This window comes from Hymenobacter glacialis (assembly GCF_001816165.1).
Lineage (GTDB): Bacteria > Bacteroidota > Bacteroidia > Cytophagales > Hymenobacteraceae > Hymenobacter > Hymenobacter glacialis.
This window is the reverse complement of sequence record NZ_MDZC01000068.1, coordinates 80267-105284: the sequence shown is the minus strand read 5'-3', so window position 1 is coordinate 105284 and position 25018 is coordinate 80267. Positions and strand designations below refer to the sequence as shown.

General features: G+C 61.9%; 19 protein-coding genes. 13 read left to right on the top strand and 6 right to left on the bottom strand.

What is annotated here, in order from left to right; genetic code table 11:
• Positions 1 to 186: 186 nt before the first annotated feature.
• Positions 187 to 1350 carry a T9SS type A sorting domain-containing protein gene (locus tag BEN48_RS10755; RefSeq protein ID WP_070734740.1) on the bottom strand — a complete coding sequence of 388 codons (1164 nt, stop codon included), beginning with the start codon at positions 1348 to 1350 and terminating at the stop codon, positions 187 to 189.
• 205 nt (positions 1351 to 1555) lie between these two features.
• Here BEN48_RS10755 and BEN48_RS10750 point away from each other — a divergent pair, with 205 nt between their 5' ends.
• The 7 genes from BEN48_RS10750 to BEN48_RS10720 all read left to right on the top strand — a co-directional run bounded on the left by BEN48_RS10750 (position 1556) and on the right by BEN48_RS10720 (position 6618).
• Complete coding sequence (locus BEN48_RS10750; protein ID WP_070734738.1) at positions 1556 to 2149, top strand: TetR/AcrR family transcriptional regulator; 594 nt, start codon at positions 1556 to 1558, stop codon at positions 2147 to 2149.
• A gap of 93 nt (positions 2150 to 2242) precedes the next feature.
• On the top strand, positions 2243 to 3235 hold the full coding sequence (paaA, locus tag BEN48_RS10745) for a 1,2-phenylacetyl-CoA epoxidase subunit PaaA (protein WP_070734736.1): 993 nt from the start codon (positions 2243 to 2245) through the stop codon (positions 3233 to 3235).
• Between the two features lie 118 nt (positions 3236 to 3353).
• Positions 3354 to 4049 (top strand): phenylacetic acid degradation b, encoded by a 696-nt coding sequence (locus BEN48_RS10740; protein ID WP_070734734.1) that lies wholly within the window; start codon positions 3354 to 3356, stop codon positions 4047 to 4049.
• Between the two features lie 41 nt (positions 4050 to 4090).
• Positions 4091 to 4840 (top strand): 1,2-phenylacetyl-CoA epoxidase subunit PaaC, encoded by a 750-nt coding sequence (gene paaC / locus BEN48_RS10735; RefSeq protein WP_070734732.1) that lies wholly within the window; start codon positions 4091 to 4093, stop codon positions 4838 to 4840.
• 57 nt (positions 4841 to 4897) lie between these two features.
• Entirely contained in the window at positions 4898 to 5413 is a 516-nt protein-coding gene (gene paaD / locus BEN48_RS10730; protein WP_070734730.1) for a 1,2-phenylacetyl-CoA epoxidase subunit PaaD, read from the top strand.
• Between the two features lie 38 nt (positions 5414 to 5451).
• Positions 5452 to 6075, top strand: a complete 624-nt coding sequence (locus tag BEN48_RS10725; RefSeq protein WP_158010156.1) for a hypothetical protein — start codon at positions 5452 to 5454, stop codon at positions 6073 to 6075.
• A 180-nt stretch (positions 6076 to 6255) separates the two neighbouring features.
• Positions 6256 to 6618: a hypothetical protein gene (locus BEN48_RS10720; RefSeq protein ID WP_070734726.1), complete on the top strand. Its 363-nt coding sequence runs from the start codon at positions 6256 to 6258 to the stop codon at positions 6616 to 6618.
• A 174-nt stretch (positions 6619 to 6792) separates the two neighbouring features.
• Here BEN48_RS10720 and BEN48_RS10715 read toward each other — a convergent pair whose 3' ends face one another.
• Both BEN48_RS10715 and BEN48_RS10710 read right to left on the bottom strand, forming a co-directional pair.
• Positions 6793 to 8535, bottom strand: coding sequence for a M3 family oligoendopeptidase (locus BEN48_RS10715; RefSeq protein ID WP_070734724.1), 1743 nt, complete (start codon positions 8533 to 8535; stop codon positions 6793 to 6795).
• 151 nt (positions 8536 to 8686) lie between these two features.
• The gene (locus BEN48_RS10710; protein ID WP_070734721.1) at positions 8687 to 9790 is read right to left on the bottom strand and encodes a ferredoxin--NADP reductase; all 1104 of its coding nucleotides are present in this window, start codon (positions 9788 to 9790) and stop codon (positions 8687 to 8689) included.
• A gap of 213 nt (positions 9791 to 10003) precedes the next feature.
• Between BEN48_RS10710 and BEN48_RS10705 the strand changes: the two genes are divergently transcribed.
• The gene (locus tag BEN48_RS10705) at positions 10004 to 10705 is read left to right on the top strand and encodes a peptidoglycan DD-metalloendopeptidase family protein (RefSeq protein ID WP_070734719.1); all 702 of its coding nucleotides are present in this window, start codon (positions 10004 to 10006) and stop codon (positions 10703 to 10705) included.
• A 157-nt stretch (positions 10706 to 10862) separates the two neighbouring features.
• Here the strand turns inward: BEN48_RS10705 and BEN48_RS10700 are convergent, their stop codons facing one another.
• Positions 10863 to 12086: an ABC transporter permease gene (locus tag BEN48_RS10700; RefSeq protein WP_070734717.1), complete on the bottom strand. Its 1224-nt coding sequence runs from the start codon at positions 12084 to 12086 to the stop codon at positions 10863 to 10865.
• 109 nt (positions 12087 to 12195) lie between these two features.
• Between BEN48_RS10700 and BEN48_RS10695 the strand changes: the two genes are divergently transcribed.
• From BEN48_RS10695 to BEN48_RS10685, 3 genes are all read left to right on the top strand, one after another.
• Entirely contained in the window at positions 12196 to 13443 is a 1248-nt protein-coding gene (locus tag BEN48_RS10695) for an exo-beta-N-acetylmuramidase NamZ family protein (RefSeq protein ID WP_070734715.1), read from the top strand.
• A gap of 96 nt (positions 13444 to 13539) precedes the next feature.
• Positions 13540 to 14484, top strand: coding sequence for a methionyl-tRNA formyltransferase (gene fmt, locus BEN48_RS10690; protein WP_193408672.1), 945 nt, complete (start codon positions 13540 to 13542; stop codon positions 14482 to 14484).
• 25 nt (positions 14485 to 14509) lie between these two features.
• A complete protein-coding gene (locus tag BEN48_RS10685; RefSeq protein WP_070734713.1) occupies positions 14510 to 14998 on the top strand; it encodes a dihydrofolate reductase in 489 nt (162 codons plus the stop codon).
• A 68-nt stretch (positions 14999 to 15066) separates the two neighbouring features.
• On the opposite strand, the gene porU2 is transcribed toward BEN48_RS10685, so the two are convergent.
• Entirely contained in the window at positions 15067 to 20229 is a 5163-nt protein-coding gene (porU2, locus tag BEN48_RS10680; protein ID WP_083320972.1) for a putative type IX secretion system sortase PorU2, read from the bottom strand.
• Positions 20230 to 20311: 82 nt separating this feature from the next.
• On the bottom strand, positions 20312 to 21445 hold the full coding sequence (locus tag BEN48_RS10675; RefSeq protein ID WP_070734709.1) for a putative type IX sorting system protein PorV2: 1134 nt from the start codon (positions 21443 to 21445) through the stop codon (positions 20312 to 20314).
• A 411-nt stretch (positions 21446 to 21856) separates the two neighbouring features.
• On the opposite strand from BEN48_RS10675, the gene BEN48_RS10670 reads away from it, so the two are divergent.
• Together BEN48_RS10670 and BEN48_RS10665 are read left to right on the top strand one after the other, a co-directional pair.
• Positions 21857 to 22204, top strand: coding sequence for a PadR family transcriptional regulator (locus BEN48_RS10670; RefSeq protein ID WP_070728927.1), 348 nt, complete (start codon positions 21857 to 21859; stop codon positions 22202 to 22204).
• Positions 22205 to 22268: 64 nt separating this feature from the next.
• Positions 22269 to 24977 (top strand): PspC domain-containing protein, encoded by a 2709-nt coding sequence (locus tag BEN48_RS10665; RefSeq protein ID WP_070734706.1) that lies wholly within the window; start codon positions 22269 to 22271, stop codon positions 24975 to 24977.
• Positions 24978 to 25018: the final 41 nt, after the last annotated feature.

Genomic DNA, 25018 nt, shown 5'->3' with positions numbered 1-25018 from the left:
GGTTAATGGCTAACTATTGGCAGGTGAGGCATGGCAAGCGGCGCTATGAGGAAAATCTTTATTCATGGCGCCGTGCTATTGCCCAAAAGTACGCCCACAAAAAAAGGAGGAAATCTCTTCCCTCCTTTTTCCTCAAAAAGCCAACTATCAATTAACCATTAATCACTAACAGCTAACCGTTAAAAACTATTGAACCACCAGTTCTTTGTAGATTTTGGTCTGGCCGTCGGCGCTCCATATCTGCACGAAGTAGAGGCCGGCTTTCAGGCCGGAAATGTCCAGGGTGAGCTTTTCCTGGCCCTGGCCTTTGGCCGCCGCCGAGATGCGCTGGCCCAGGTTGTTAAGCACCACTACGTTGCCCACTTTGGCGTCCTTAATCTCTACCGTGGCCGTGCCGCGGGCGGGGTTGGGATACACGCTGATGTTGGCGTTGAACTTCTCCAGCGTGCTGGTGATGGTCGACTGGTACACGCCGTTCGGGCCGGAGTAGTCCAGGTGCTCGCCTAGGCGGTTGTAGAGCTGGGCGCCCGCGTTCACAGTTCCGCCCGCGCCGGTGAAGGCCGAGCCGTATGCTACCCACTGGTCGGCAATGTTGTAGCCGCCCGGGTTGCGAGTAGGAGGGTTCGAGCCGGGCACGTTTTGCGGCGTGGGGTTGGCGCGCAGGCCACGCGAAACCTCGGGGCGTCGCATAATTGATTGGTTGGCCGACAGCACGAACACGGCGGGGGTGCCGTCGGCAGGGTTGGTACCGCTCCAGTTGCCTCCCACATTGCCGTTGGCCAGCAAAGGCTGCTCACCAATTGAACCAATGATGTCGATGATGATGCCGGCGTTCACGTTGGGCAGGCCAGCCGTGCCGCTGGGGTAGCGCACCAGCGCCATGGCATCGTCCCCGTTGAACCACACCGTGCCGCCCACCTGAATGATGTTGGGCGAAGTAGCGGCGTTCACCGGACTGTTCTGGCGCGAGGCGCTGAACTGGTTGGCCACACGCGTAATATCCAGTAGGGTAGCTTCGGGGTTGGCTACCACGTGCGTGCTCTGCGAGTTCAGCACGTTGGCACCGGTACGGCGCATCAGCCGCTCCTCTTCCATGAGGGGGCTACCCAGGGGAGCTCCGTTGGAATAGCGCCGGATGGAATAAGGCGCCAGGTTTACGGCCGAAGTAGTGGGGTTGAAAATCTCAAGGACCTTTTCGTTACCGGTCGAGTTCGACGCGCCGCCGTTGTAGCTCAGGCCCGGCTGGTGGGCGCCTTCGTTGTATTCGGAAAAGAACAGCTCGGTGCCTTGGGCGTGCGCAGCGCCGGTCAGCAGCAGAGCGGCCGACAGCAAATAGTAATGTTTTTTCATAAAAGTGATTAAGCTCAGAAATGTCAGTATCCGGGCAAATATACTCTTTAAGGTTGCTTTGGTCCCTCACTGCTTCGGATTTAATGGTGCCTTGCTTTTCGCTCAAGAGAATAGCAACCAGTCATTCACCCATTATCAATCTAGAAAAATACCTGCAACGTTTTTTGGCTAACGAGCGTTAGGAAGTATACCTTTGCAATGCATCATGCCAACTGTAGCTCCCCAACGTTCGCGCAAGGCCCAGATTGACCGTACGGCCACGGCTCTGTTTCGAGCGCGTGGCTTTGCCGCTACCAGCATGCGCGAGCTTGCCACCGAGTTGGGCCTGGAGGCGGGCAGCCTGTACTCGCACATCAAGTCGAAAGAGGAAATTTTGCACCGGGTGTGCTTTGGCCTGGCCGAGGAGTTTTTTGCGGGCTTTGCCGCGGCCACGGCCCAAAACTCGGCGCCGGTTGCCACGCAGCTGCGGCAGGCCATTGAGGCCCACGTTCGCGTGCTCACCCGCGACAGCGCGGCTTCGGCGGTGTTTCTGCACGAGTGGCGCCACCTGAGCGAGCCCGCCCGCACCGAGTTTCTGGCCCTGCGCGACCGGTACGAGGTTGCTTTTCGCACGCTTATTCAGCGGGGCCTGGCGCAAGGGGAGCTGCACGCACCCGATGCTGCTTTTGCGGCCCTTACGCTGCTGGCCAGTCTCAACTGGCTGCCCGCCTGGTATCGCCCCGACGGCAACCTCACCCCCGACGAAATAGCCCACCGCCTGGCCGAGCAGCTGCTTGGCGGGCTCCTTTTCAATGAGTGAATGAGCGAAACAGGTAAGGGTTTTTCACTCTCCTTCCTACACGCCCGCTTACTCGCTCCTTCATTTATTCACTCATTTCACTAACTCCCCATTATGTACGGTTCCGCCAGCACCCACGATTTGCCGACCACTGCCCTGACCGGCCTGGAAAACGAGGACCCCATTCTGCTGGCCGAGTTTGAGGCCCGCATCAACCGGGGCGAGAAGATTGAGCCCGGCGACTGGATGCCCGCGCTTTACCGCAAGCAGCTCACGCGGATGATTGAGCAGCACGCGCACTCCGAAATCATCGGCTCGCTACCCGAGGGCACCTGGATTACCCGCGCCCCCGGCTTCCGCCGCAAAATGGCCCAGATGGCCAAGGTGCAGGACGAAGTGGGCCACGCGCAGCTATTGTATTCGGCGGCCGAAACGCTGGGCAAAACCCGCGAAGAAATGCTCACCGACCTCATCAACGGCAAGAGCAAGTACTCCAACGTATTCAACTACCCCACCCCCACCTGGGCCGACTCGAACGTGATTTCCTGGCTGATTGACGCCGGGGCCATCGTAAATCAGTTGGCCAACGCCAAGGGCAGCTACGGCCCCTACTGCCGTGCCCTGGACCGGATTTGCGCTGAAGAAGCTTTCCACCTGAAGTACGGGCACGACGCCGTGGTGCACATGGCCACGGGCACGCCCATACAGCGCAAGATGATGCAGGAAGCCCTCAACCGCTGGTGGCCTGCCATCATGACCTTCTTTGGCCCTTCGGACAAGATGAGTGTGCACACCGAAATCCTGATGCGCTGGAAGGTGAAGATGGCCAGCAACGACGAGTGCCGCAACCAGTTTCTGGACATGTACGTGCCCAAAATCCTTGAAATCGGCCTGACGCTGCCTGATGCCAACCTGCGCAAAAACGAGGAAACCGGCCAGTGGGAATTCACCGAGCCCGACTGGGAAGACTTCAAGCGCGTGATTAACGGCGACGGTCCCTGCAACGCTGAGCGCATTGCTGTGCGCCGCGCCGCCGAGGAGAACGGCGCCTGGGTGCGCCGCGCCCTGCTCACGCCCAAAGCGCAGTACGTACGCCCGTTGGCCTAGCCATTTGTCATGCTGACGAAGGAAGCATCTTATCACCGCTTCCTTCGTCAGATTTTTGTTACCCGAGCTGCCCGAGCGTGATAAGATGCTTCGCTGCACTCAGCATGACAGCCTGCCCATGATACAATCCCACGACCCGCGCATGAACCGCCTGGGGCTGCCCGATGCTCCGGCCACCGCCGCGGCCAAAGGCGCCCTGGACCAGTTCGGCACCTACGAGGCCTTCCACCAAAAGAAAGAAGGCGCGCCCTTTGTGTACGTGGGTCCGGTGCACGCTCCGGAGGCCGACGTGGCCTTCCTGTTTGCCAAAGAGCAGTACAGCCGGCGCTTTGCCTGCACAGGGCTGTGGGTGGTGCCCACGGCTGCCATCACCGTAACGGACTACGTGGGCGACCAGGAATGGGCCTACGACTCGCTGCCCCTGCTCACCAACCAGCAAGCCGCCGCTACGGCCCCGCCCGCTGGCCCGCGCTCCGGCGACGACACGGCGGCGGAAGCCGCCTACGCGGCCGGTGAGGAAGATTACGACATTTTCCACCTCAAAAAGCGCGGCAAAGCGCACCAGCACGTGGGCAAGGTGCGGGCCAGCTCGCCGGCCCAGGCCCTGCAGGTGGCCAAGGCCGTATTTAGCGACCAGCGCCCGGTGGTGAACGTGTGGGCAGCCCGCTCGGCGGATTTCCTGCGCTCCGACGACGGGGACCGCGACATCTGGACTACTACGCCCGAAAAGAAGTACCGCGACGCCATTTCCTACAAAGTGCAGGACCGGATTGAACGGTTCAAGGCGGAAACCGGCACTTCGCAAGCTGACTAACTACTCCACTATTTGCCGGCGTCCCCAACGCCGCACCCCGCATGAACCCAACGCTCGACCTGTTATACCGTCTCGCCGACGACCAGCTTATTCTCGGCCACCGCAATTCGGAATGGAACGGCCTGGGCCCCATTCTGGAAGAAGACATTGCGTTTTCGAGCATGGCCCAGGACAAGCTGGGGCACAGCCTGCAGCTGTATTCGCTGCTGCACGCCCTGGGCGAAGCCGAGCCCGACACGGTGGCTTTCACGCGCAACGCGCCGCAGTTCCATTGCTGCCAGTTGGTGGAACTACCCATTGGGGAATACGATTTCAGCCTGACCCGGCACTTCCTGTTCGACCACGCCGAGCTGCTCCGTTTTGAAGCGCTGGCCACCAGCAGCTACGAGCCCCTGGCCCAGGTAGCCCGCAAGCTGCGCGGCGAGCTGAAGTACCACGCGCTGCACGCCAACACGTGGATGAAGCGCCTCGGCACGGCCACGGACGAGGCCATTGAACGCATGCAGCGGTCCCTGGACTTCACCCTGCCTTACGCCCTGGGCATCTTTGAAAAGACGGACGCCGAAGCGGAAATTATCAGTTCCGGCTTGTTTGTGGGCGAGGACGAGCTGCGGGGCCGCTGGTTGGAAAGCATCAGCAAGGTGCTGGCGCAAACGGCCCTGGAAGTGCCCGACGTGCTGGCCCTAACGCCGGTGCTGGGTGGCCGCCACGGCCAGCACACTGAGCACCTGCAGCCGCTGCTGGACGAGATGGCCGAAGTGTTTCGGTTGGACCCCACGGCCGACTGGTAGGTTTTTTTAGCTGTTAGCTACTGGCTGATAGCTGTTAGCTTTCTCTCCACATGTATCATGCAGAACGACGCTAATAGCCCCCAGCCGATAGCTAAAAGCCAAATCCTAGAGTGGCTGCAGGCGGTGAAGGACCCGGAAATCCCGACCATTTCGCTCATTGACCTGGGCGTGGTGCGGGGCGTGGAAGTGGACGCTGTTACGGGCAAAGTATCGGTGCACCTCACCCCCACGTTTGCGGGCTGCCCGGCCATGGACTACATGAAGCGCGACGTGGAGCGCACGCTGCTGGCGCACGGCGTACCGGCGGTGGAAGTAGAAATCAGCATGCGCGAAGCCTGGACGTCGGACATGCTCACGGAAGCGGGCCGGCAGGCGCTGCGCCAGCACAAGCTGTCGCCGCCCCCGGTGATTGGCAATCAGGTTTTCGACCTCGACTTTCTGGAGTACGCGGAGTGCCCGAACTGCCACGGCAACAATACGGAGCTGCGCACACCGTTTGGGGCTACGCTGTGCCGGGCCGTGCACTACTGCCACGACTGTCGCCAGCTGTTCGAGCAATTTAAGCCGGTGTAATTTCGGCGGCGCCTTTTATCTGATTTACCTGTTACCCCATGCCTAATACCATGATTTCCTCCGTTAAAACGGTGGTTGTTGTCCTGATGATGATTGGCGGCTGCGCAGCCTCCTGCAAGCGCGACGCCGCCAAAACAGCCGTCGTGCTCGACCCGGCTTCGGCCGCTGCCGTGAAAGCCCAGTTTGATGTGCTGCGCGATTCCGTGGACGTGAAGTGGCGTGACATGACCGAGAGCGACGACCAGAAAATAGCCGTGACCCGCCTGCTACTGCGCGAAATCAAGAACCAGCCCGGCGTTGAGGCTTCCAAACTCCAGGAATTGGAGCGTGCGAATGCCCGGCTTAAAGCCCGCCGCTACACGCAGCAAACCATGGCCAATTCGGACCTGATTGACCGATACGACACGGCTCAGGATTCTTTGCTGCGCGCCGTGTACCCCGTTGCCGCGCCCAACGACAACGCCCCTACCGAAAACGCCCGCAACTTCGTGGAAGGCCTGCGGCAGCTCGACGAGGGCGTGGTGGGCTTCCGCCTGCAGTACGACCGCGCCGCCAGCCAGTACAACACTTACCTGCAGCTCCACCAAACCGAGCTGCAGTCCCTGGGCGGGAAGTACGCCGACCTCAAAAAGCTGCCCTTGTTCACTATCGGCGCCAACTAAACCGGGGCGGGTTATCGTAACGGGGGCTGGCTGTTAGGGAATCAGAAGAACGTTATGCTTCGACGGCGCTCAGCATGACGGCTACCCTAGAAATAATGCATGGGTGAATGCAGCCCATGCAACCTTGTGGAGCGCGGGGCGGTCAACCGCCTACACAACCCTTTAGGCCCCCTCGCCTCTATGCATTACACGTACATCAACTCGATTTGGGCCATTTTGGGGCTGCTGGCGGCATTAATAGTTGCGGGCTGCTCATCCCAGGATGGCACAGAGCCCACGGTAGCCTGCGGCACCACGGCTACGGTGCGCTTCTGCCTGGGCAAGACAACGATGTGCCCCACCGAACACACCAATCTGGAACTGGCAGATGGCACGCGGGTGCGGCCCCGCGGTAAAGTATGGGACGCCTACTTGCCCCGTCAGGTAGACGGGCAGGTACTGAGCGTTGGGTTTATCCTGGCGCAGGCAACGCCCAACGACGACCCTGCCTTCCGACACGTAACACTTTCGTGCCTGGAAGCCAAAGCGGAGGAGGGCAATTAGCCGATTCGTTTTTTCAGTTTCAACCAGAAGCGCCCGCGCAGTGAAGGCCGTCATGCGGAGCTTGCCGAAGCATGACGTTCTAAATTGATTACCTTCTTCCACACTACAGTTTAATCTCCAGCAAAAAGCCCCAACGTAGCGAATACTGTGCTTTTTCTGAATAATATACTTGGATTACAGCGCGGCCATTTCCTCGCGGATGAAGTCGGCCAGGGTGCGCAGGTAGTCGGTGCTGAAATCGAAGCGGATACCAGCGGCGGCGTAAATCTGGCCGATGGGCGCGGTGTAGCCCAAGGCCAGGGCGCGCTTGTAGGCAGCAAGGCCCTCGGTGGGGTTCTTGCGGAAATTGCGCCACACGGCAATGGCACCGAGCTGGGCCATGGCGTATTCTATGTAATAGAACGGCACTTCGTAGAGGTGCAGCTGCTTCTGCCAGAGGTAGGGCTTGAACTCCGACAGGCCATTCCAGTCCACGGTGCGCTGGTTGAACTCGTCGAAAATCTCGGCCCAACGGCCGTGGCGCTCGGCTTCGGTGTGGGTGGGATGCTCATACACCCAGTGCTGAAACTTGTCGATGGTAGCCACCCAGGGGAAGGTTTCGAGCACGCTTTCCAGGTGGGTTTTCTTGGCCCGGCGCAGGTCTTCGGCATCGGGGAAAAACACGTGCCACTGGTCCATGCTCATCAGCTCCATGCTCATGGAGGCCAGTTCCGCTACTTCGGACGGCGGGTGCTTGTCGGCACCCAGCGGCAGGCCGCGGGTGAGGAAGGAGTGCACGGCGTGGCCGCCCTCGTGCAGCATGGTTACCACGTCGCGTAGGCTGCTGGTGGCGTTCATGAAGATGAAGGGGACGCCCGTCTCATCGAGCGGGTAGTTGTAGCCGCCGGGGGCTTTGCCCTTGCGACTTTCCAGGTCGAGGTGGCCCATCTGGCGCATAGTGCGCAGACAGTCGCCCAGGTAGGAATCGAGGTTTTGGAAAACGGTGATGGTTTTTTCCAGCAGTTCTTCGCCGGTGCCGAAGGGGCGCAGGGGCGGCTGGCCGCTGGGGTCCACGTCCAGGTCCCAGGGGCGCAGGGCGGGCAGGTTCAGGTCCTGCCGGCGCTCCAGGTCGAAGTCGTCGATGAGCGGCACCACCGTTTCGCGAATGGCCTGGTGGAAGTTGAAGCAGTCCTGCGGGGTGTAGTCGAAGCGCCCGAGGGCGGCAAACATGTAATCCCGGAAGTTGGAGAAGCCGGCGTTTTGGGCCACGTGGTGGCGCAGGCCCACCAGCTCGGTAAACAGGGCGTCGAGGGGCTGGGCATCCTGCAGGCGGCGGGCCTGAATGGCACGCCAGGCGGTTTCGCGCACGGCCCGGTCGGGGTTTTTCAGGCGGTCGGCAGCCTGGGGCAGGGTGAGCTCCTGGCCGTCGAGGGTGACGTTCATGGCGCCCACCGTGGCGGCGTACTGCTGCTGCCTGGTGCTGATGTCGGTTTTGAGCGGAATGTTATCGACCCGATAAATTTCCGAGGCCCGGCGCACCGACCGCAGGAACACCCCGTAGCGGCCCTCATCCAGCCCGGACAGGTGCGGCGAGGCCAGCATTTTCTCGTTCAGGGCATGGTCGTAGGGCGCTACCAAGGGCTCTACTTCGTTCACGAAGTACTGAAATGCCTCAACCCGGCTGCTGTCCTGCGTGTCGCACGTCATGCGGATGTAGCGCCAGGCCAGGTCCTCGCTCAACACCGATTCCAGCTCAGAGCGGTCGAGCAGCCACCGCTCCAGTTCGGCAGCGGTGTACACCTCCCGGTTCTGCAGCTCCTGAAAAAACGGTTCGATGGCCGCCCAGTCAGTTACCGTAAAGTCTTCGGGCAAATAGTAGCGCGGCGGCCGGCTGGTATCGGTAGCCGACTCGGCGGTGGGTTCAGCAATTAGCGTCATGGTAGGCTATGTAGATTACGTGTCAGTAGCGGCTGCCTGAACGACTGCCGTGGCGCGAAGGTGCCAGCACCGGGTCAGATTATCCTGGCCGGAGCGCCGTGGGAAAGGCACCTATGTTGCGTAACCCTGTCCCGGCTTCGGCTCTCCAAATCTACCCAATTTCAATTACTACATCGTCCGTCATGGGGTGGCCCACGCAGGTAAGGATGTAGCCCTGCTTCATTTCAGAGTCAGACAGGCCTTCGCGCTCGTCCAGGTGCACTTTGCCGCTCAGGCACTTGCCGCGGCAGGCGGTGCACAGGCCGGCCTGGCAGGAATAGGGCAGGTCGATGTCCTGGTCGAGGGCAACTTCGAGGATGGTTTTGCCGGCGGGCACCTCCACGAGGTATTCGCTGCCTTCGTACTGAATGGTGACCGTGCGGGTGGTCTTGGTGTTATCGGCGGGGTTATCCGACACGTCGCCGTGGCCGTTGGGCTGGGCGGCGGCAGCTTCGGCCACCTCGGCGCTGGCCACAAAACTTTCGCGGCGAATGCGGGCTTCGGGCACGTTCAGCAGGTCGAGCGCGGCGCGGGCTTCTATCATCAGCCCCTCGGGACCGCACATGAAGTACTCAGCCTGCTCGGCCGGAAACTGGTGGCGCTGCTCCAGAATGCGCAGCATCATGGTGCGGTTGAGGCGGCCGGTGTGGCGGTGCGGGCCTTCGGGCTTCAGGGGCTGGCTGTACACGTGCTCCACCTGCAGGCGGCCGTTGGTGCTGGCTTCCAGCTCGGCGAGCTGCTTTTGGAAAATAACCGATTCCTCGTTGCGGTTGCCATAGATGAGCAGGACGTGGCTGTTGGGCTCGGTTTTCACCACGGCTTTGAGGATGGACATGAGCGGGGTGATGCCCGAACCCGCGCCGATGAGCACCAGCGAGCGGGCCGCTTTGGGGCTGGGGCTCAGGGTGAAGTTGCCCAGGGGCTCCATCACTTCTATTGCCTGCCCAACCTGCACGGTATCCAGCAAAAAGTTGCTAACCAGGCCGCCGGGCACGCGCTTCACCGTCACGGACAGGAGCGGGGCTTCGTGCGGGGTGCTGCTGAGCGAGTAAGCGCGGCGCTCTTTTTTGCCGCCGGGCCCGCAGGGCAGAATCAGGGTAAGAAACTGGCCGGGACGGCTGCCGATGGGCTGGCGGTCGGGCCGCTCAAGGTGTATGGTGACAGAATCGGCGGTTTCCTGGGTCAGCGCAACTACAGTCAGCGTTTGGTAACTCATGCGGGGGATTGGGGTGGTGGGAGGTTGCGGGTATACGCAGTACGGCCGTCTCCCGAACTTAAAAAAGAAATTAAAAATAAAAGCAGCCCGGCGCCGCCCACGGCGCTAGTTCGCCCGCAAAGGTAACTTGCCGCCGCGGCTGCTATTCAACAGAGCTCCCCGGCAAACTGTTGAGCGCTGCGTTATCCGTTTCCATCCCCTACGCCTCTTTCCTTGTCGCTCACTTCCCTCCTGCTCCGCCACCAGGCCGAATTCGGCCCCGTATTGCCCGTCGACCTCAACGGCCCAACCGTGACCCGCCTCGATTTAACCGATAACAACCCCCTGGTTTGCAACGCCGACCTGCGCGACACGCCCGCCTTTGAGCAGATTGTGAACGCCATGCTGGCCGCGCAGGGCGCCAGCATCGGGGTGGGCGGCTACCTCGAAAACCGCGTCATTTACCGCCGCAGCCAGCATTTTGGCCCCGGCCAGGTAGAAGAAGCCCGGTCCCTGCACCTGGGCGTGGACGTGTGGCTGCCGGCCGGCACGCCCGTGCTGGCCCCGCTCCCCGCCCGCGTACACAGCTTGGCCGACAACGCCAATTTCGGCGATTACGGCATCACCGTGATTCTGGAGCACGAGCTGGAAGGCGTCACCTTCTACAGCCTATACGGCCACCTCAGCCGCCTGGAGTGGACGGCGCTGACCGTGGGCCAGCCGCTGGAGAAAGGCCAGCCCTTTGCCAGCGTGGGCCCCTACCCGGAAAACGGTGACTGGCCCCCGCACCTGCATTTCCAGCTCATTGCCGACATGGGCGGGCGGGTAGGCGACTTTCCGGGCGTGGCGCGGCCCTCGGAGCGGGAAATATGGGCGGCGCTCTGCCCCGACCCGAACATTATCCTCCAAATCAGACCACTGATTGGCACGGATTGAAGCGGATTTCACGGATTTTGTGTACGATTGCTGATGGGTGGTTACTATTACCGAAGTTTAGTTTAAAGCAAAGAAGGCTTGCCAGTGGCAAGCCTTCTTTGCTTTCGCATCGTCCACAAAATCCGTGAAATCCGCTAAAATCCGTGCTAATCCGTGGTCAGTCGAACTTGATGGCCACCACCGGCTTAATCCGGGCAATGAGGTAGGTTGGGATTAGCACGGCCAGCAGCGACGTCACGAAGGTGGCGGCGTTCATGAGCAGGAGCATTTTGGGGTCCCAGGAAATCGGCACGCGGTCCATATAGTAGTTCTCCGGGTCGAGGGGGATGACGTGGAAATAGTATTGTAAGGCGCAGAACCCCACGGCGATGACGTTGCCGATGACCATGCCACGCACCGTGAGCGACAGCCCGCGGAAAAAGAACATGCGCCGAATCTGATTGTCGGTAGCCCCCAGGGCCTTGAGGATGCCAATCATGTTGGTGCGCTCCAGAATCATGATGAAAATGGTGGCGACCATGTTGAAGGTGGCCACGAAGATTATCAGAATCAGGAAAATAATAACGTTGCGGTTCAGCAGCTGCAGCCAGTCGAAAAGCTGGGCGTACTGGTCCGTGATTTTATCAATCTTGAGGTCGTAGGGCAGCTTCTCGTAGAAGTTGTCGGCGGTGCGGTCGATGGTATCGAAGTCATTGAGCACCACCTCCATGCCGCCCACCAGCGAGTCGGGCCAGGCGGGCGAGTTCAGCTCCCGAATCTGCCGGATGTCGCCGATAACGTACACTTCATCGAACTCATCGAGGCCCGTGGAATAGATGCCGCTGACCCGAAACTGCCGGATGCGGGCCGGGTTCTGAATGAAGTAGAACAGCGCCTTGTCGCCCACCACGAGGCGGAGCTTATCGGCTACTTTGCGCGACACCAGCACGTCGTCGCTGGCGGCTGAGTCGGGGAAGCTGATAAACTTGCCCGCCGTCATGTTGGTGCGCATCGGCGACGGGCCGTTGGGTTCGGCAATGCCCTTGAGCACCACGCCCAGCACTTCGTCCTTGGTTTTGATGATGGCCGTTTTCACGGCGAAGGGGTGCGTGGACTTTACCTCCGGGAACTGCTTGAGCTCTTCTACCAACAACGGCGCGGCAATGGGCGCCACTTCCAGGGAGTTGTTGGTGTCGTAGCGCGAAATTTGCAGGTGCGCCCCAAACGAGAAAATCTTGTTTTGTATCTCGTTGCGGAACCCTTGCAGGATAGCAAACGACACCACCATCACCGCCAAGCCCATGGCAATGCTGATGATGGCTATTTTTGTAACCGACGACGTGAACGAACCAGAATCGGCTCCTCCGTCAATCTTCTGCGAAATGTAGCGGGCGACATTCATTTTTCGACCGTAAAGCTACGTTTTGAACCGGTACTGGCCACGCTCCTTTTCTGCGTGGTTGCCGTTCTGCTACCCAGCACCCTTTTTTTTAGCCTTTTCGCCCTCCCCTATGCTTGGAATTTCCGCAAAAATCACCCTTTCCCTGCTCCTGGCGCTGCCGGCCTGCGGCACCACAAAGCCCGCCGCCACCCCTCCCGCCACCACGGGGCCGGCTGCTGCGCCGGTCCCGGCGGGCACTCCTGGCAACGTGGCCGCCGCAGTGGTAGTTGGTGCCGAGCAGCTGGAGAAGTACCTGCCCCAGCTGAAGAACAAGCGCGTGGGACTCGTCATCAACCAGACGTCGCGGGTGGGCAGTGCCTTTCTGGTGGACACGTTGCGGGCACGGGGCGTGAACGTGACGGCCATTTTCGCGCCGGAACACGGCTTTCGGGGCGAAGAAGCCGATGGCGCCACCATCAAGGACGGGCGCGACGCCCGCAGCGGCGTGGCCGTGCGCTCGGTGTATGGCAAAACCAAAAAACCCACGCCGGAAATGCTGGCCGACGTGGACGTGCTGATTTTTGACATTCAGGACGTGGGCGCCCGGTTTTATACTTTCATCAGCACGCTGCACTACGTGATGGAGGCGGCGGCGGAGCAGAACAAGGCCGTGCTGGTGCTCGACCGGCCCAACCCCAACGGCGACTTGGTGGACGGCCCCGTGCTGGAACCCGCGCACAGATCCTTTGTGGGCCTCGACCCCCTGCCCATCGCCCACGGCCTCACGGTGGGCGAGCTGGCCACCATGATAAACGGCGAACAGTGGCTGGCCGGCGGCAAAAAATGCCAGCTGACGGTGGTGCCCATGGCCGCCGGCTACACGCACGCCACCACTTACCCCCTGCCCGTGCGGCCCTCCCCCAACCTGCCCACCCACCACTCGGTGCGGCTGTATCCCAGCATCTGCCTGTTTGAGGGCACCAACGTGAGCGTGGGACGCGGCACGGCCACGCCGTTTGAAATAATTGGCAGCCCCACGCAGCCGGCCTCCCGGCCTTTTTCTTTTACCCCCAAGCCCAACGCGGGCTCGCCCACGCCGCCGCTCAACGGGCAGCTGTGCTACGGGCTGAACCTGGCCACTGCGCCGGCCCGCGAGTCGTCGGGACTGGTGCTGAAGTACCTGCTCGACTTTTATCAGCAAAGCACCGATAAGGCCCACTTTTTTGGGAAATATTTCGAGCAGCTTTCGGGCAGCAACTCGCTACGCGAGCAAATCATAGCCGGCAAGAGCGAAGCAGAAATCCGGGCTTCCTGGGAGCCGGGCCTTGCCAAATTCAAAACCTTGCGGGGGAAGTATTTGCTGTACCCGGAGCGGTAATCATCGGGTTGTTGATTTCCATTGGCTGGGTTAAATACGGCCATGTGCCGGCGAGGAATAACGCCCGGCCTTTTTATTACTACACTGACACCTGATATGCTGAAGCTGGTTTTTATGGGTACGCCCGACTTTGCTGTTCCCACGCTCGAAAGCCTGCTGGCCTGGCCGGGGGGCCAGGTGGTGGCCGTGATAACGGCCCCCGACCGACCCGCGGGGCGCGGACGCCAGCTGCAGGCATCGGCTGTGAAAGTGGCCGCCGAAGCCCAAGGCGTGCCCGTACTGCAGCCCACCAACCTGAAATCGCCGGAATTCCAGGCCGAGCTACGGAGCTACCGAGCCGACCTGCAGGTGGTGGTAGCGTTCCGCATGCTGCCCGAAACGGTATGGAACATGCCCCGGCTGGGCTCCATCAACATCCATGCTTCGCTGCTGCCCCAGTACCGCGGGGCAGCCCCCATCAACTGGGCGCTGATGCACGGCGACACCGAAACCGGTGTCACCTCGTTCTTTCTGCGCCACGAAATCGACACCGGCGACCTCATTTTGCAGGACCGGCTGGCCATTGCGCCCACCGATGATTTTGGCAGTCTCTACGACAAGCTGAAGGTGGCCGGGGCGGCCCTGGCGCGGCGCTCGGTAGAAGCCATTGCGGCGGGCACGGCGCCCAGTACCCCGCAGGAGCAGCGGGAGGGTTTGCGCCCGGCGCCCAAAATCCAGAAGGAAACCGGCCGGCTCGATTTCAACCGGCCCGTGGCCGAGCTGGTGAACTGGGTGCGCGGCCTCTCCCCCATTCCCACGGCCTTTGCCCCCCTGCCCGACGGGCGCATTCTCAAGATATTCCGGGCCCAGCCCACTCCCGACGATGCCGCCGACCAGCCCCTAGCTGCCCCCGGCACCTGGGCATCGGACGGCCGGCGCTACCTGCGCGTAGCCGCCGCCGATGGCTGGCTCGACCTGCTGGATGTGCAGCTCGAAGGCAAAAAGCGGCTGCCCGTTAAAGAACTGCTGCTCGGGTTTAAGCTGCCCGCTCAAACTGTTTAATTCTTTTCTATTTCACTGTTTCCCGATGGTTTCATTTGTAGTAGCCGTGGCCGAAAACGGCATTATTGGCGCTAAAGGCGAGCTACCCTGGGGCCGCCTGCCCGCCGACCTGCAGCACTTCAAGCGCCTTACGGTGGGTCACCCCGTGCTGATGGGGCGCCGCACCTTCGACAGCCTCGGCCGGGCCTTGCCCAAGCGCCCCAACATTGTAATAACGCGCCAATCCGATTGGAGCGCCCCCGGCTGCGAAACCGCGGCTTCGGTGCCGGCTGCCCTGACCCGTGCCCGGGAGCTCGACGAGGAGGTGTGCGTCATTGGCGGGGGAGAAATCTACCGCGAAGCCCTGCCCTACGCCGATGTGGTGTACCTCACCGAGGTGCACCATTCCTTTGAAGGCGACGCCTCTTTCCCAACGCTCCCTGCCGACGAATGGCGGGAAGAGTCCCGGGAGCGCCACGAGGCCGACGAGCAGCACGCCTACGCGTTTAGCTTCGTTACGCTGCGGCGGCGATAATTAAGCGCAGTAATGCACCAAAAAAGCGCCCGGTTGGGCGGCCTTTTTTGGTGCGGCGGCAAGCAGCTTTAGCGCATCAGCACCAGCTTGCCCCAGTCGTTTTTGAAGGCGCGGTCGCCGGCCGTCTGGCGGCGGCCGAACTCCCCGCTCGGGTCGTCCAACGACACGCGGTAGAGGTAGGTACCATTGGCCAGCCGGTCACCGAAGGTGTCGGTGCCGTCCCAGGCAAAGTCGGTGATGTTGTTTCCAATGTGCAGCGGGCCCAGCTCGTTCATGAAAATCTCGCGCACCACCCGCCCGGTGACGGTCATAATCTGAATTTTCATGTTGGTGGGCAACTGCTGGCCGGTCACTGTGAACACGAATCGGGCCTTGCTCGTCACCGGGTTCGGGTACGGGTAGACGTTCGTGATTTTCGAGTCGTTGACTACTTCAAAGCTCACCTGAAAATCCTGAGCGCCGGCAGCGGCGTTGCGCGGGTCACGGCCCTGCACCCGCAGCGTGTACTTGCCATCGGCCAGGGGCGCGCCCAGGCCCGGGCGGTACTCCAGCTTGGCCACGCTGCCCTTGTCCACCGTCACACTGAACTGGACATTGGCAGCGTTCAAGTCAACCTGAACGGGCGTGGCAGTGCCCTGCTTTTGCAGTGAAAGCGTGAAGGCCGTGCGGTCGGTGATGGTGTTCACCCGGTCTTCGTCGCTGAGCTGAATGGCGATGATTGGCGTGGGCGACACGATTTCTCCGTTGAGAATGTGGCGGCCATCGAAGGCCACGTCCAGCGTTGGCGGCAGGTTGTTATCAGAAATGGTGAAGGGGTCCAGCAGCAGCTCGTTGTTGGAATACAGCTGCTCCGGCTGCACACGCGGGTTCACAAACACCTCGATGGCTAACGTACCAAACAGGTTTTTCATATTCACGGTAACTGGGATAATGGCCGTGGCCCCAGCAGCCAGCACGCCCGGGAACACCACTTCCACCGTTCTCACAATGGGTTGCCCGGCCGCGCTGATATTACGCACGTTCACCTGGGCCTTGAGCGGGGCCAGGAAGGCCACCGTAGACACATTCTGGAACCGGACATTGAAGCTAACGTCGCCCGTGCCAGAGGTGGCTTGCTGGAGCAGGGTTGCCGGCGCATAGCTGGCCACGGGCTCCAGGTCGCGGCGTACCACGCCTTCGGGCACGCCCTGGTAAGTTACCAGCCACTGGCGCAGCTGCGGCGGTACGCGGGTCACGTCGTCGCGCAAGGCCAGCTCCAGCCGCAGGTACGGGTACTGGGCGGCCGACACCCCAGCCAGCGACTGCGGTTGCACCATCGACGGCGTGACGTTGGGCAGCACTACCGTTTCGCGGCCCTGGGCATCAACGGCGACCACGCTCAGGGTGCGCACGCCGCTGGCCGTCACGGTGCGAATATTGGCGAACAGATTCTGCCAGTCCCTAGCGGGACCAATGAGAGGCGACACCACCCGGCCGGCCGTGGAGCTCTGCTGCAGGCTGCTGCGCAGCTCCAGGCCTTGGCTGTGACCGGGCGTGGTAAGCGCGCCATCGGGACCAATTTCGCGAATGAGGCGGCCGGTACTGGCGGTGAGCTTCTGGCCAATGAGGGCAAGTGGCTCGCCATCGGCCAGCTTGGTGATGAGCTGCGAGCCCAGCAGGTTCTGAATAGAGGTTTTGAGCGCGGCGGGCAGCAGGCTGTATTGCACACGGTTGGCCGATACCAGAGCGACGTAAGACCCTGCTGGAATGGCCGCCAGGAATGCAGCGAGCTCCTGCTGACGGGCGGCGCTGAGGTTCAGGTTATCGGTGGCATCAACCGGCTGGGTGTCGCTGGCCGAGAAATAGTAGAAGCTGTTGGGGGCCGAGCCGCAGCGCTGGAAGTTGCCGGGCATGGTCACGGGGCGCAGGCTGCCGGGCTCGTACACAGCAATCAGCAGGTTGGGCGACCTCACGCCGCAGCCGGAAACCGATGGAACCCCACCGCCGTTTTGCAGAAAAATGCCAGCGCCCGAGAGCGAGCCAAATTGCGCGGGGCTGCCGGCCACGCCGCCACCCGCAGTGCGCAACACGATGGGAATGTCGGTGGGCACAAACGTCCACGCGCCCGATGGCGCACTCACCTCAACGCCGGTGCGCGTGGTGCGCTGCAGCTGCCCGTAGTGGCTCTGCGACCACCCGCCGGGGCTGCCCGGAATCACCCGGAACGAGGAGGTGACCCAGCCGCCGTCTTCGCCGGGCTCGGGGGTGTGGAAGCGGGCGCGCCAATACCATACCACGCTGTCGCGCGGGGCCACGCTGGGGAGCGTGGGCGCCCATTCGGCCAGCAGACCGGCCCGAATTAGCGGCGAGCGCAGCACGATGCCACTGCTGAAGGTGGGGATGGTATCGGCCTCAAAATCGTAGTCGCGCGGGGCCCCGCCGCGGTTATTGTTCTGCACCACCAGGCGCGGCGTGTTGTTGCTCACAATGGCAAACTCCGTGGGTGCTACCACCGTGAGACCGCCCTGCAGGAAGGTAAAATCGATTTGAGCCGTATTGTTGGTTTCGCTCAACTCGGCCACTTTGTTGTTGGGGTCTAGCTCTACCAGGAACGTGCTGAGGCCGCCGTCGGCCAGGGTGTTGGGCAGCACTAGGGCGTAGGTGGTGTCGCGGCTCCAGGACTGGCGGCGCGTGAAGTTGAAAACCTGAGGCCGGCCCGCCACGGTGCGGGTTACTTTGATTTCCAGAGGAACGGTGGTTATCTGCCCCGGATTGGTGACGCCCACATTAAGCACAAAATCCGGGGAAGACGCCCGTACGGGACCGTTGCCGGGCGGCGTGGGCACAATCGACAGATTGGCCGAGCTGGCAATGAAATCCGGCCGCTCGGGCGCATACAGCGCCAGCGCCGGGTCGCCTTGCCAGCCGGTGCCCAGCAATTGCTCAATGCCAATATCGTCGGTGAAGTAGGGCGTGTTCTGCAGGCGCTTCACCGCCTCGGCATATATGGCCGTGATGGGCTTGCCGTACGTCTTAGGGTCGTTGAACATCAACTTGTAGACGGTATCGAGCGATACTTCCAGCCGGTCAGCATAGCTGAACCCGTACTCGCCCAACGAACCAAGCGCGCCCTTCTTGTCGGCAAACAGCCAGTCCTCAACTATAGTATAGCCGCTGGTGAACGTGTGGTTGCCCGCGCAGCCGTTAAGGTAAAAAAACGGGTACTTCCCGGTGTTTTGGTACGTGGGGTCCGATGGCGTGCCAAAGTTCAGGGAGAACGTGTTGTTGGAGCCATGGCCGAAATAGGTCATCAGGGAGATGCCAGCGTTCAACTCCGTCGATATATTGACGTTCACGGGCAGGGCCGCATCGCGGATGTAGGTGGTCACCTTGCCGCCAAACAGCGGCCGCTCGACGCGCGCCTTGTTCCGGTTCATTATCACGGGGAATACCCGAGCTTCGTCCGGGTCTTTGCTGCCCACCAGGTGCAGCACGTTTTTGCGCCAGGGCTCCAGCCCCAGGGCGTTGTGGGTGCGCAGCTTGCCCAGGTAGTTGGCTATCTGCTGGGGCGTGGTCACGGTGAGGCGGCCGGTGCGCAGCTTGGGTACAAAGTCGTCGTTCTGGAAATCGGCCGTCAGCATGTTGTCGGACACGGCCCGCGAGCTGGTGGGTACCAGGTCGAGGCCGAACTCGCCGCCGTTACGATACTTGACCCCGCCCTCGCTGGGCACAATGCCTTTGCCCAGCAACAGCAGGTACCGTTCGGCATTGGCGGGGGAGCCGGCCGCCAGCCACAGGCCGAAGTGCCGCATGGCCAGCCACGACCGCTCGCCGTAGTGAAACTGGTCGTAGAGCTGCGCCGTGGTTATGAGGAGCGTATCGTAGCCGCCTCCCGCCGTGGAGGCCCGGTATTTGGCGTATTCCTTAGCCGCGTTGGGCACCGTGGCACCGTTGTCGGTGGCCGGGCCATAAAGCTGGCGGTGCGAGATAATGGCAAAATTTACAGCGGCCTGGTTGATGCTGCGAAAACGTACCCGCTTGGCGGGCACCGGCACAAAAGGCCGTTGCGCATCGGCCAGAAACAACCGGCGCGACCGGGCCGCGGTGGCGCTCGGAAACACGAAACGCCGCCCCAGCGGGCCCAGCGTAAGGGCAGCGGTGGGCGCCACGCGCTGCACGTTCCACGGGTCGTGAATGTCGTAGCCCACCACGGAGGTTGGGATGTTATCGATTTCGTAGGTGGCCGGACCGCCCAGCAGGGAGTCGCTGGCAAAAGCCAGGTGGCGCCGTGGGCCCAGCCAGCTATTTGCCTGGGGTGCCACCACGCGAATGAACCCGCGACGGAAATAATCCGACCGGGTACCGATGTTGCCGGTGCTCCCCAAAAGCTTGACTGTGACCAGGCCATTGGGCCCGATTTCGGCCCGTTCCAACGGGAATTTTCCACCCGCCTTATTATAGGCCGTGAACACCAACCTGGTGACGGTGCGGTAGGCGCCAGTTGCTGGGTTCAGCACCGAAACTTCCACGTTGTGCGACACAAACGTGGCTCCTACTATGCTCAGCTCCAAATAAGGCGCCGGCCCCGTAGACACCACGGCCTGTAGCGTCGAGTCGATGCTCGTAACGGCCTCTCCGCCTAGCGTCTGCGAGAAGAAGCCCTCGCCCGACTCCAGCCAGGGCAAAAAGGTAACGTCGTGTGCGGCGTCGGCAAATTGATTGGTTTCCAGCTTGAGGCTGCTGGCCAGGCGCCAGGCATGCGGGGTGCCGCCCGCAGCCGCTGGCTCGGTCATGCGCTTGGCGGCCGGGGCCGAGGCACCGGGATAGGTCAGGAAGTACGCGGCGGTATCGGTGTAGAAGCTGTAGAGCTGGTGGGGCTGGTCGGAGGCCTTCTTGTACAGGTCGCTGTCGAGCTGGCCGTCGTTGCGCTGCCCGTAGAACTCGATGGTCGTACTGGCATCAAATACCGTGGGGCTGCCGCCCTGGTACACGGCTACTTGCCGGCCCCGGCGCCACAGCTGCAGCCGGCTGGGGTCGATGCCGGCAAGCCCGGCTTGGGTCAGGTACTGGAAGTCGAGGCGGTGAATGCCGGTCTGCGTCACCTTCACCTTGTAGTACTGCTGGCTGGGCACTATCCACTCGTTGCCGTAGGGCCCCGACTGCGCCAGCGCCGCCGGGCCGCAGAGCACCAATACCACCAGCCAGACCCACCACCCACCAACTCGTTTTGAAGTTGTACTTGTATTTTCCATGCCTGAGCAGCTATATCTTATTTTATAAACTTCTATTACAATTTATTGCACCTCTTTGAGCCAACAAAACGACTACGAAGGCTTACTTAATTCCGTAGCCAAGCGAAACAATCAGCGAGTTGGTTTGGGAAGTGCTGCCCAGCTTTTCAACCGCCAGCCGCGACAGCGCCAGGTCGACGCGCAGGCCGCTGATGGCCACGCCGGCACCCACGCTGTACTGCCCTTTCCAGCTGCTGCCGGGCGTGCCGCCGGGGCTGGCTGCAAAGTCCTGTATCTTCTGGTAGTTGCCGGCGCCGCCACGCAGGAACACCAGGTCCTTGTAGCCCAGCTCGATGCCCACGCGCGGGTCGATGCTGCCGGCTTTGGTGGAGATGGGCGTGTTGCGCTCCCCGTCGGTGGTGGCTTCCAGGTCTACAGCTACCAGGGCCGAGAACTCCTTGGGCAGCGCCACGCGGCGGCCCACGCCCAGTACGAAGCGCGGCAGGGTAATTTCGGCGCTGTTGGTGGGAATGGGGTCGTCGCCGTTGGCGATGGTGCTGTTGATGCCTTTCTGGTACTCATCGGCGTTGATGGACCATTGGGTGAAGGTGGTGGTGATGTCGCGGGCCATCAGGCCCAGGTTCCAGCCCTTGTGGTTGTACTGCGCGCCCGCGTCCACGCCAAAGCCGTAGCCGGTGGCAAACTTGCCGATGTTGCGGTAGATAATTTTGCCGTTGGCGCCCACGCTCAGGCCTTCCACGTTGCCCAGCTTGCGGGCGTAGGACACCAGCAGCGCGTAGTCGGCCACCGAGAAGTACTCAATTTTGCTGTAGTCGACGTAACCGTACTCGTTGATGAGGTTGCGGGTATCGGCAATGTTGTCTACGCCCAGGCGCAGCACGCTCACGCCGATGGCGCTCTGGGCATCGAGCGGCATGGAAAAGGCCGCGTAGTCGTTTTTCACCACGCCCGAAAACAACTCCGAGTGCATCAGCACGCCGTCGTATTTCTGGGTTTGGTTGGCCAGGCCCGCCGGGTTCCAGTAGCCGGCGGTGGCGTCGCTGGCCAGGCCCACCTGCACTTTGCCCATGCCCAGGGCCCGGGCGCCCACGCCCAGGTTCAGGTACTCGTTGCTGTATTTGGGCGTTTTGGTGGATTGGGCGGCCGCTGGTAAAGCCAGGGCCGTGGTAGCAGCCAGCAGGGCAATTCCGCGGACAGTAGAGGAGAGTTGGGGCATATGCAGGAAGGCGGGTTTTAGGGCGCGCCAGCGGAACGCAAGTTACTTCAAGATAGTGCGTGATGCGGCCAAAATCACGCCAAACGCCCGCGATGGCCGGACGAATAACCGGGCCTTTGGAGATGTACGTTTTTTTTCGGGCCTTGGAGTTAGTGCAGTCAGCGGCTTTCGGCCCACGCCTGATTTGGGGCACTGCTGGCTGTTGAGTCCTGGGTTTTAACCGCCTTCAGGGTGATACAGCTGCCTAGTTACGGAATTCCGGCTGTTGCTGTTGAATTTTTTAGTGTTGATAATCAACACGTAACGTGATAATAATTTAGATTAAATAGAATTATTCATCCAGTACCTTGCGTTACAAAGTACCTACCATACATTTGTACTGTTTCTCACCCACTACTATTCACAACGCCCATGAAACTCGAGAACACCCAGGTTCAGATGCGCAAGGGAATCCTTGAATTCTGCATCCTGGAAATCATCGCCCGCGGCGAAGCCTACGCCTCCGACATGCTGGAGGAGCTGACTTCGGCCCGCATGATAGTGGTGGAGGGCACCCTCTACCCGCTCCTGACCCGCCTGAAAAATGCCGCGCTGCTGGACTACGTCTGGAAGGAGAGCACCAGCGGCCCGCCCCGCAAATACTACACCCTAACCGACGCCGGCCGCCAGTTTCTGGCCGAGTTGCGCGACACCTGGGAGGAAATGGCCGCCTCCGTGGCCATCATCCGGCACAGCGCCCCACCCAAGCCCGCTGTTTGATTTAGCTGCCCTTTTCCTTCTCCACTCACCAGAACTTAAACGGCCGTTTTTCAGCCTTTTTGCCATGAAAAAGAACATCAGCATCAATCTGCAGGGGATTATCTTTCACATCGAAGAAGACGGCTACGAGGTGCTTAGCCGCTACCTGGCCGAGGTGAAAGCCCACTTTGCCAACTACCGCGGCCACGAAGACATCGTAGCCGACATCGAGGGGCGCATTGCCGAGCTGTTTGCAGCCCGCCTCTCGCCCATGCAGCAGGTCATTGGGCTGGACGCGGTGGAAGCCATGATGGCCAAAATGGGCCGCGTGAACGACTTTTCCACCGACGACCTCGACGCCGAGGACGTGGAGGTAGTGGGGGCCAGCAGCACCAGCGCGTTCGGCTCCGAGGGCGCCGCCTTTGGAACCGAAGACGCCACCAGCCGCAAGGCACCCTTCGGCAGCGAAGGAGCTTTCGAAACCGGCGCCAACGCCAGCGCGGCGGCCGCCACCGCTGCCACCGAGCCCAAGCGCTTGTACCGCGACATGGCCCACCGCAAAGTGGCGGGCGTGGCCGCCGGCATTGCCCAGTACTTTGCCATCAACCCGGTGTGGGTGCGCCTGGGCTGGATTGTGCTCGTGTTCCTGCTGCCCGGCGTGCTTGGGGGCTTCAACTTTCACGACGGCGACAACCACTTCAGCTTCGGCGGCTGGGCGTTTCTGGCCTACATCATTCTCTGGATAGTGCTGCCCAAGCGCTACGACGCGCCGGCGCCCGCCGAGGCCATGCTCAACCAAGGGCCACTGGCCGGCCGCAAGCTGTTTCGGGACACCGGCACTGCTAAAATTGCGGGCGTATCCGCGGGCCTGGCGGCTTATCTGAACATCGACGTGACCCTGGTGCGGGTGCTGCTGCTGGCCGGCTTGTTTGCCGGGGGCTTCACCTTCATCCTCTACATCATCCTCTGGATAGTCTTGCCCGAAGCCAAAACGGTTTCGGACAAGATGCGCATGCGCGGCGACGCCGTGACCCTGGAAGGCTACGACAGCAGCCTGCGGGCCAATGAGTTTGGCCAGGGCCCGGCCATGCCCAACCGCCCCGTGGGTGCGTTTGTGGAAGACGCCGCCCGCGGCCTGCGCCCTTTGGTTGACTTTGCGGGTTCGGCCATCCGCATCGTGGCAGGTGTGCTGCTCACCGTCACGGGGTTCTCGCTGCTGCTGGCGCTGGCGGTTGTGCTGGGTGCCGGCATCGGCTTCATCCCCAACTCCGAAGACATTTCACTGGGCGATGCGCCCGCCCACGTCATGCTGAACGGCATCCCCGCCTGGGGTGTCATTGCCGGCTTCCTCGCCTTTGGCATTCCGGCCCTGGCTTTGTTCCTGAGCGGCCTGAACCTGCTGCTGCGCCGCTCGCTACTGGGGCGCACCGCGGGCCTGTCTATGCTGGGCATCTGGATTTTGAGCATTGTGGGCGTGACCATGGCCGCGGCGCATCAGAGCCGGCAGTACCAGTACCAGTCCGAAGTAGAGCAGTTGGAGCGCTACCCCGCCATCAGCGCGCCGGTGATAATGCTGGACGCCCGCCGCGTGGAGCGCGACTGGGACCAGCGCGTGGACGTGCGCCTGGCCGCCGCCGACAGCGGCCGCGCCGTGGAAGTGCTGCGCCTGCTGGGCTCAAAAGGCCCGTCCGAAGACGAAGCCCGCCGCAACGCCCTGGCCTCTATTGATTACACCATCCGGACCCGGGGCGATTCCTCGCTGGTGTTTGACGACCACTTCTCTTTCCTGCCCAACGCCAAGTACCGCAACCAGGACCTGGCCCTCACCATCCGCCTGCCCCGCGACCGCACCTTCCGCCTGAGCCGCCGCTTTGCCGAGAACCTGCTCGATGACGACAACTTCGTGAACAACCGCCGGCCCAACGACCCCGAGCAGTACCGGTACCGCCTGCGCGGCAACAAGCTGGAGTGCATCGGCTGCGCCGATGCCGATGCCGATGCCGAAAATTCGGACGAGGAAGAAGATGCTAACGCAGACGGCAACAGTTCGGAAGAAGGCGACGTGAGCGACTCCAACGACGACAACGATAACGGCCTCAAGCTCAACTACGGCGGCGCCCCCGCCTTCGACACCGACATGGAGAGCTACGGCAGCGGCCGCCGCACCTTCCAGCAGACGGGCTTCAACCAGGTGGAAGTAGTGGGCGGCTACCGGGTGGTGGTGCGCAAAGGCGACACCTTTAAGGTAGAAGCCGGTGGCGACGAAAGCATTCTGAAAAGCCTGCGGGTGAGTAGCAGCAGCAGTAAGCTGAAAATCCGGCCCCGCAACACCTCGTTTTTTGGCGGCAACTGGGGGCGCAAAGACAACAAGGTGCTTATCCTAATCCAAATGCCCACCATTGAAAAGCTGGACCTGGCCGGCAGCGTGCAAGCCGACCTCGGCGGTTTCGACCGCCAGGAGCGCATGGCCATTGAGCAGGCCGGAGCCAGCCACCTGCGCCTGAACGGCAGCTACGGCACCCTGAAAATAGAGCAGGCCGGCGCCTGCCGCACCACCGCCACCGGCATCGCCGATGCCCTGGACCTGGACGCCGCCGGCGCCTGCGAGCTGGCCGCCGCCAACCTGCAGGCCCGCACCGTCACCGTGGACCTGGCCGGCATGTGCAAGGCCCGCCTGCACGTGACCCAAAGCATTCGGGGCGACGCCGTGGGCGCCAGCCAGATTACCTACAGCGGCAACCCCGGCAGCAGCAACGTGGACGCCACCGGCCCTTCCAGCGTGAAGCGCCTTTAGTAGCCGTAGCGCCACGCAACGCCTTGTTTCGCGTTACCACC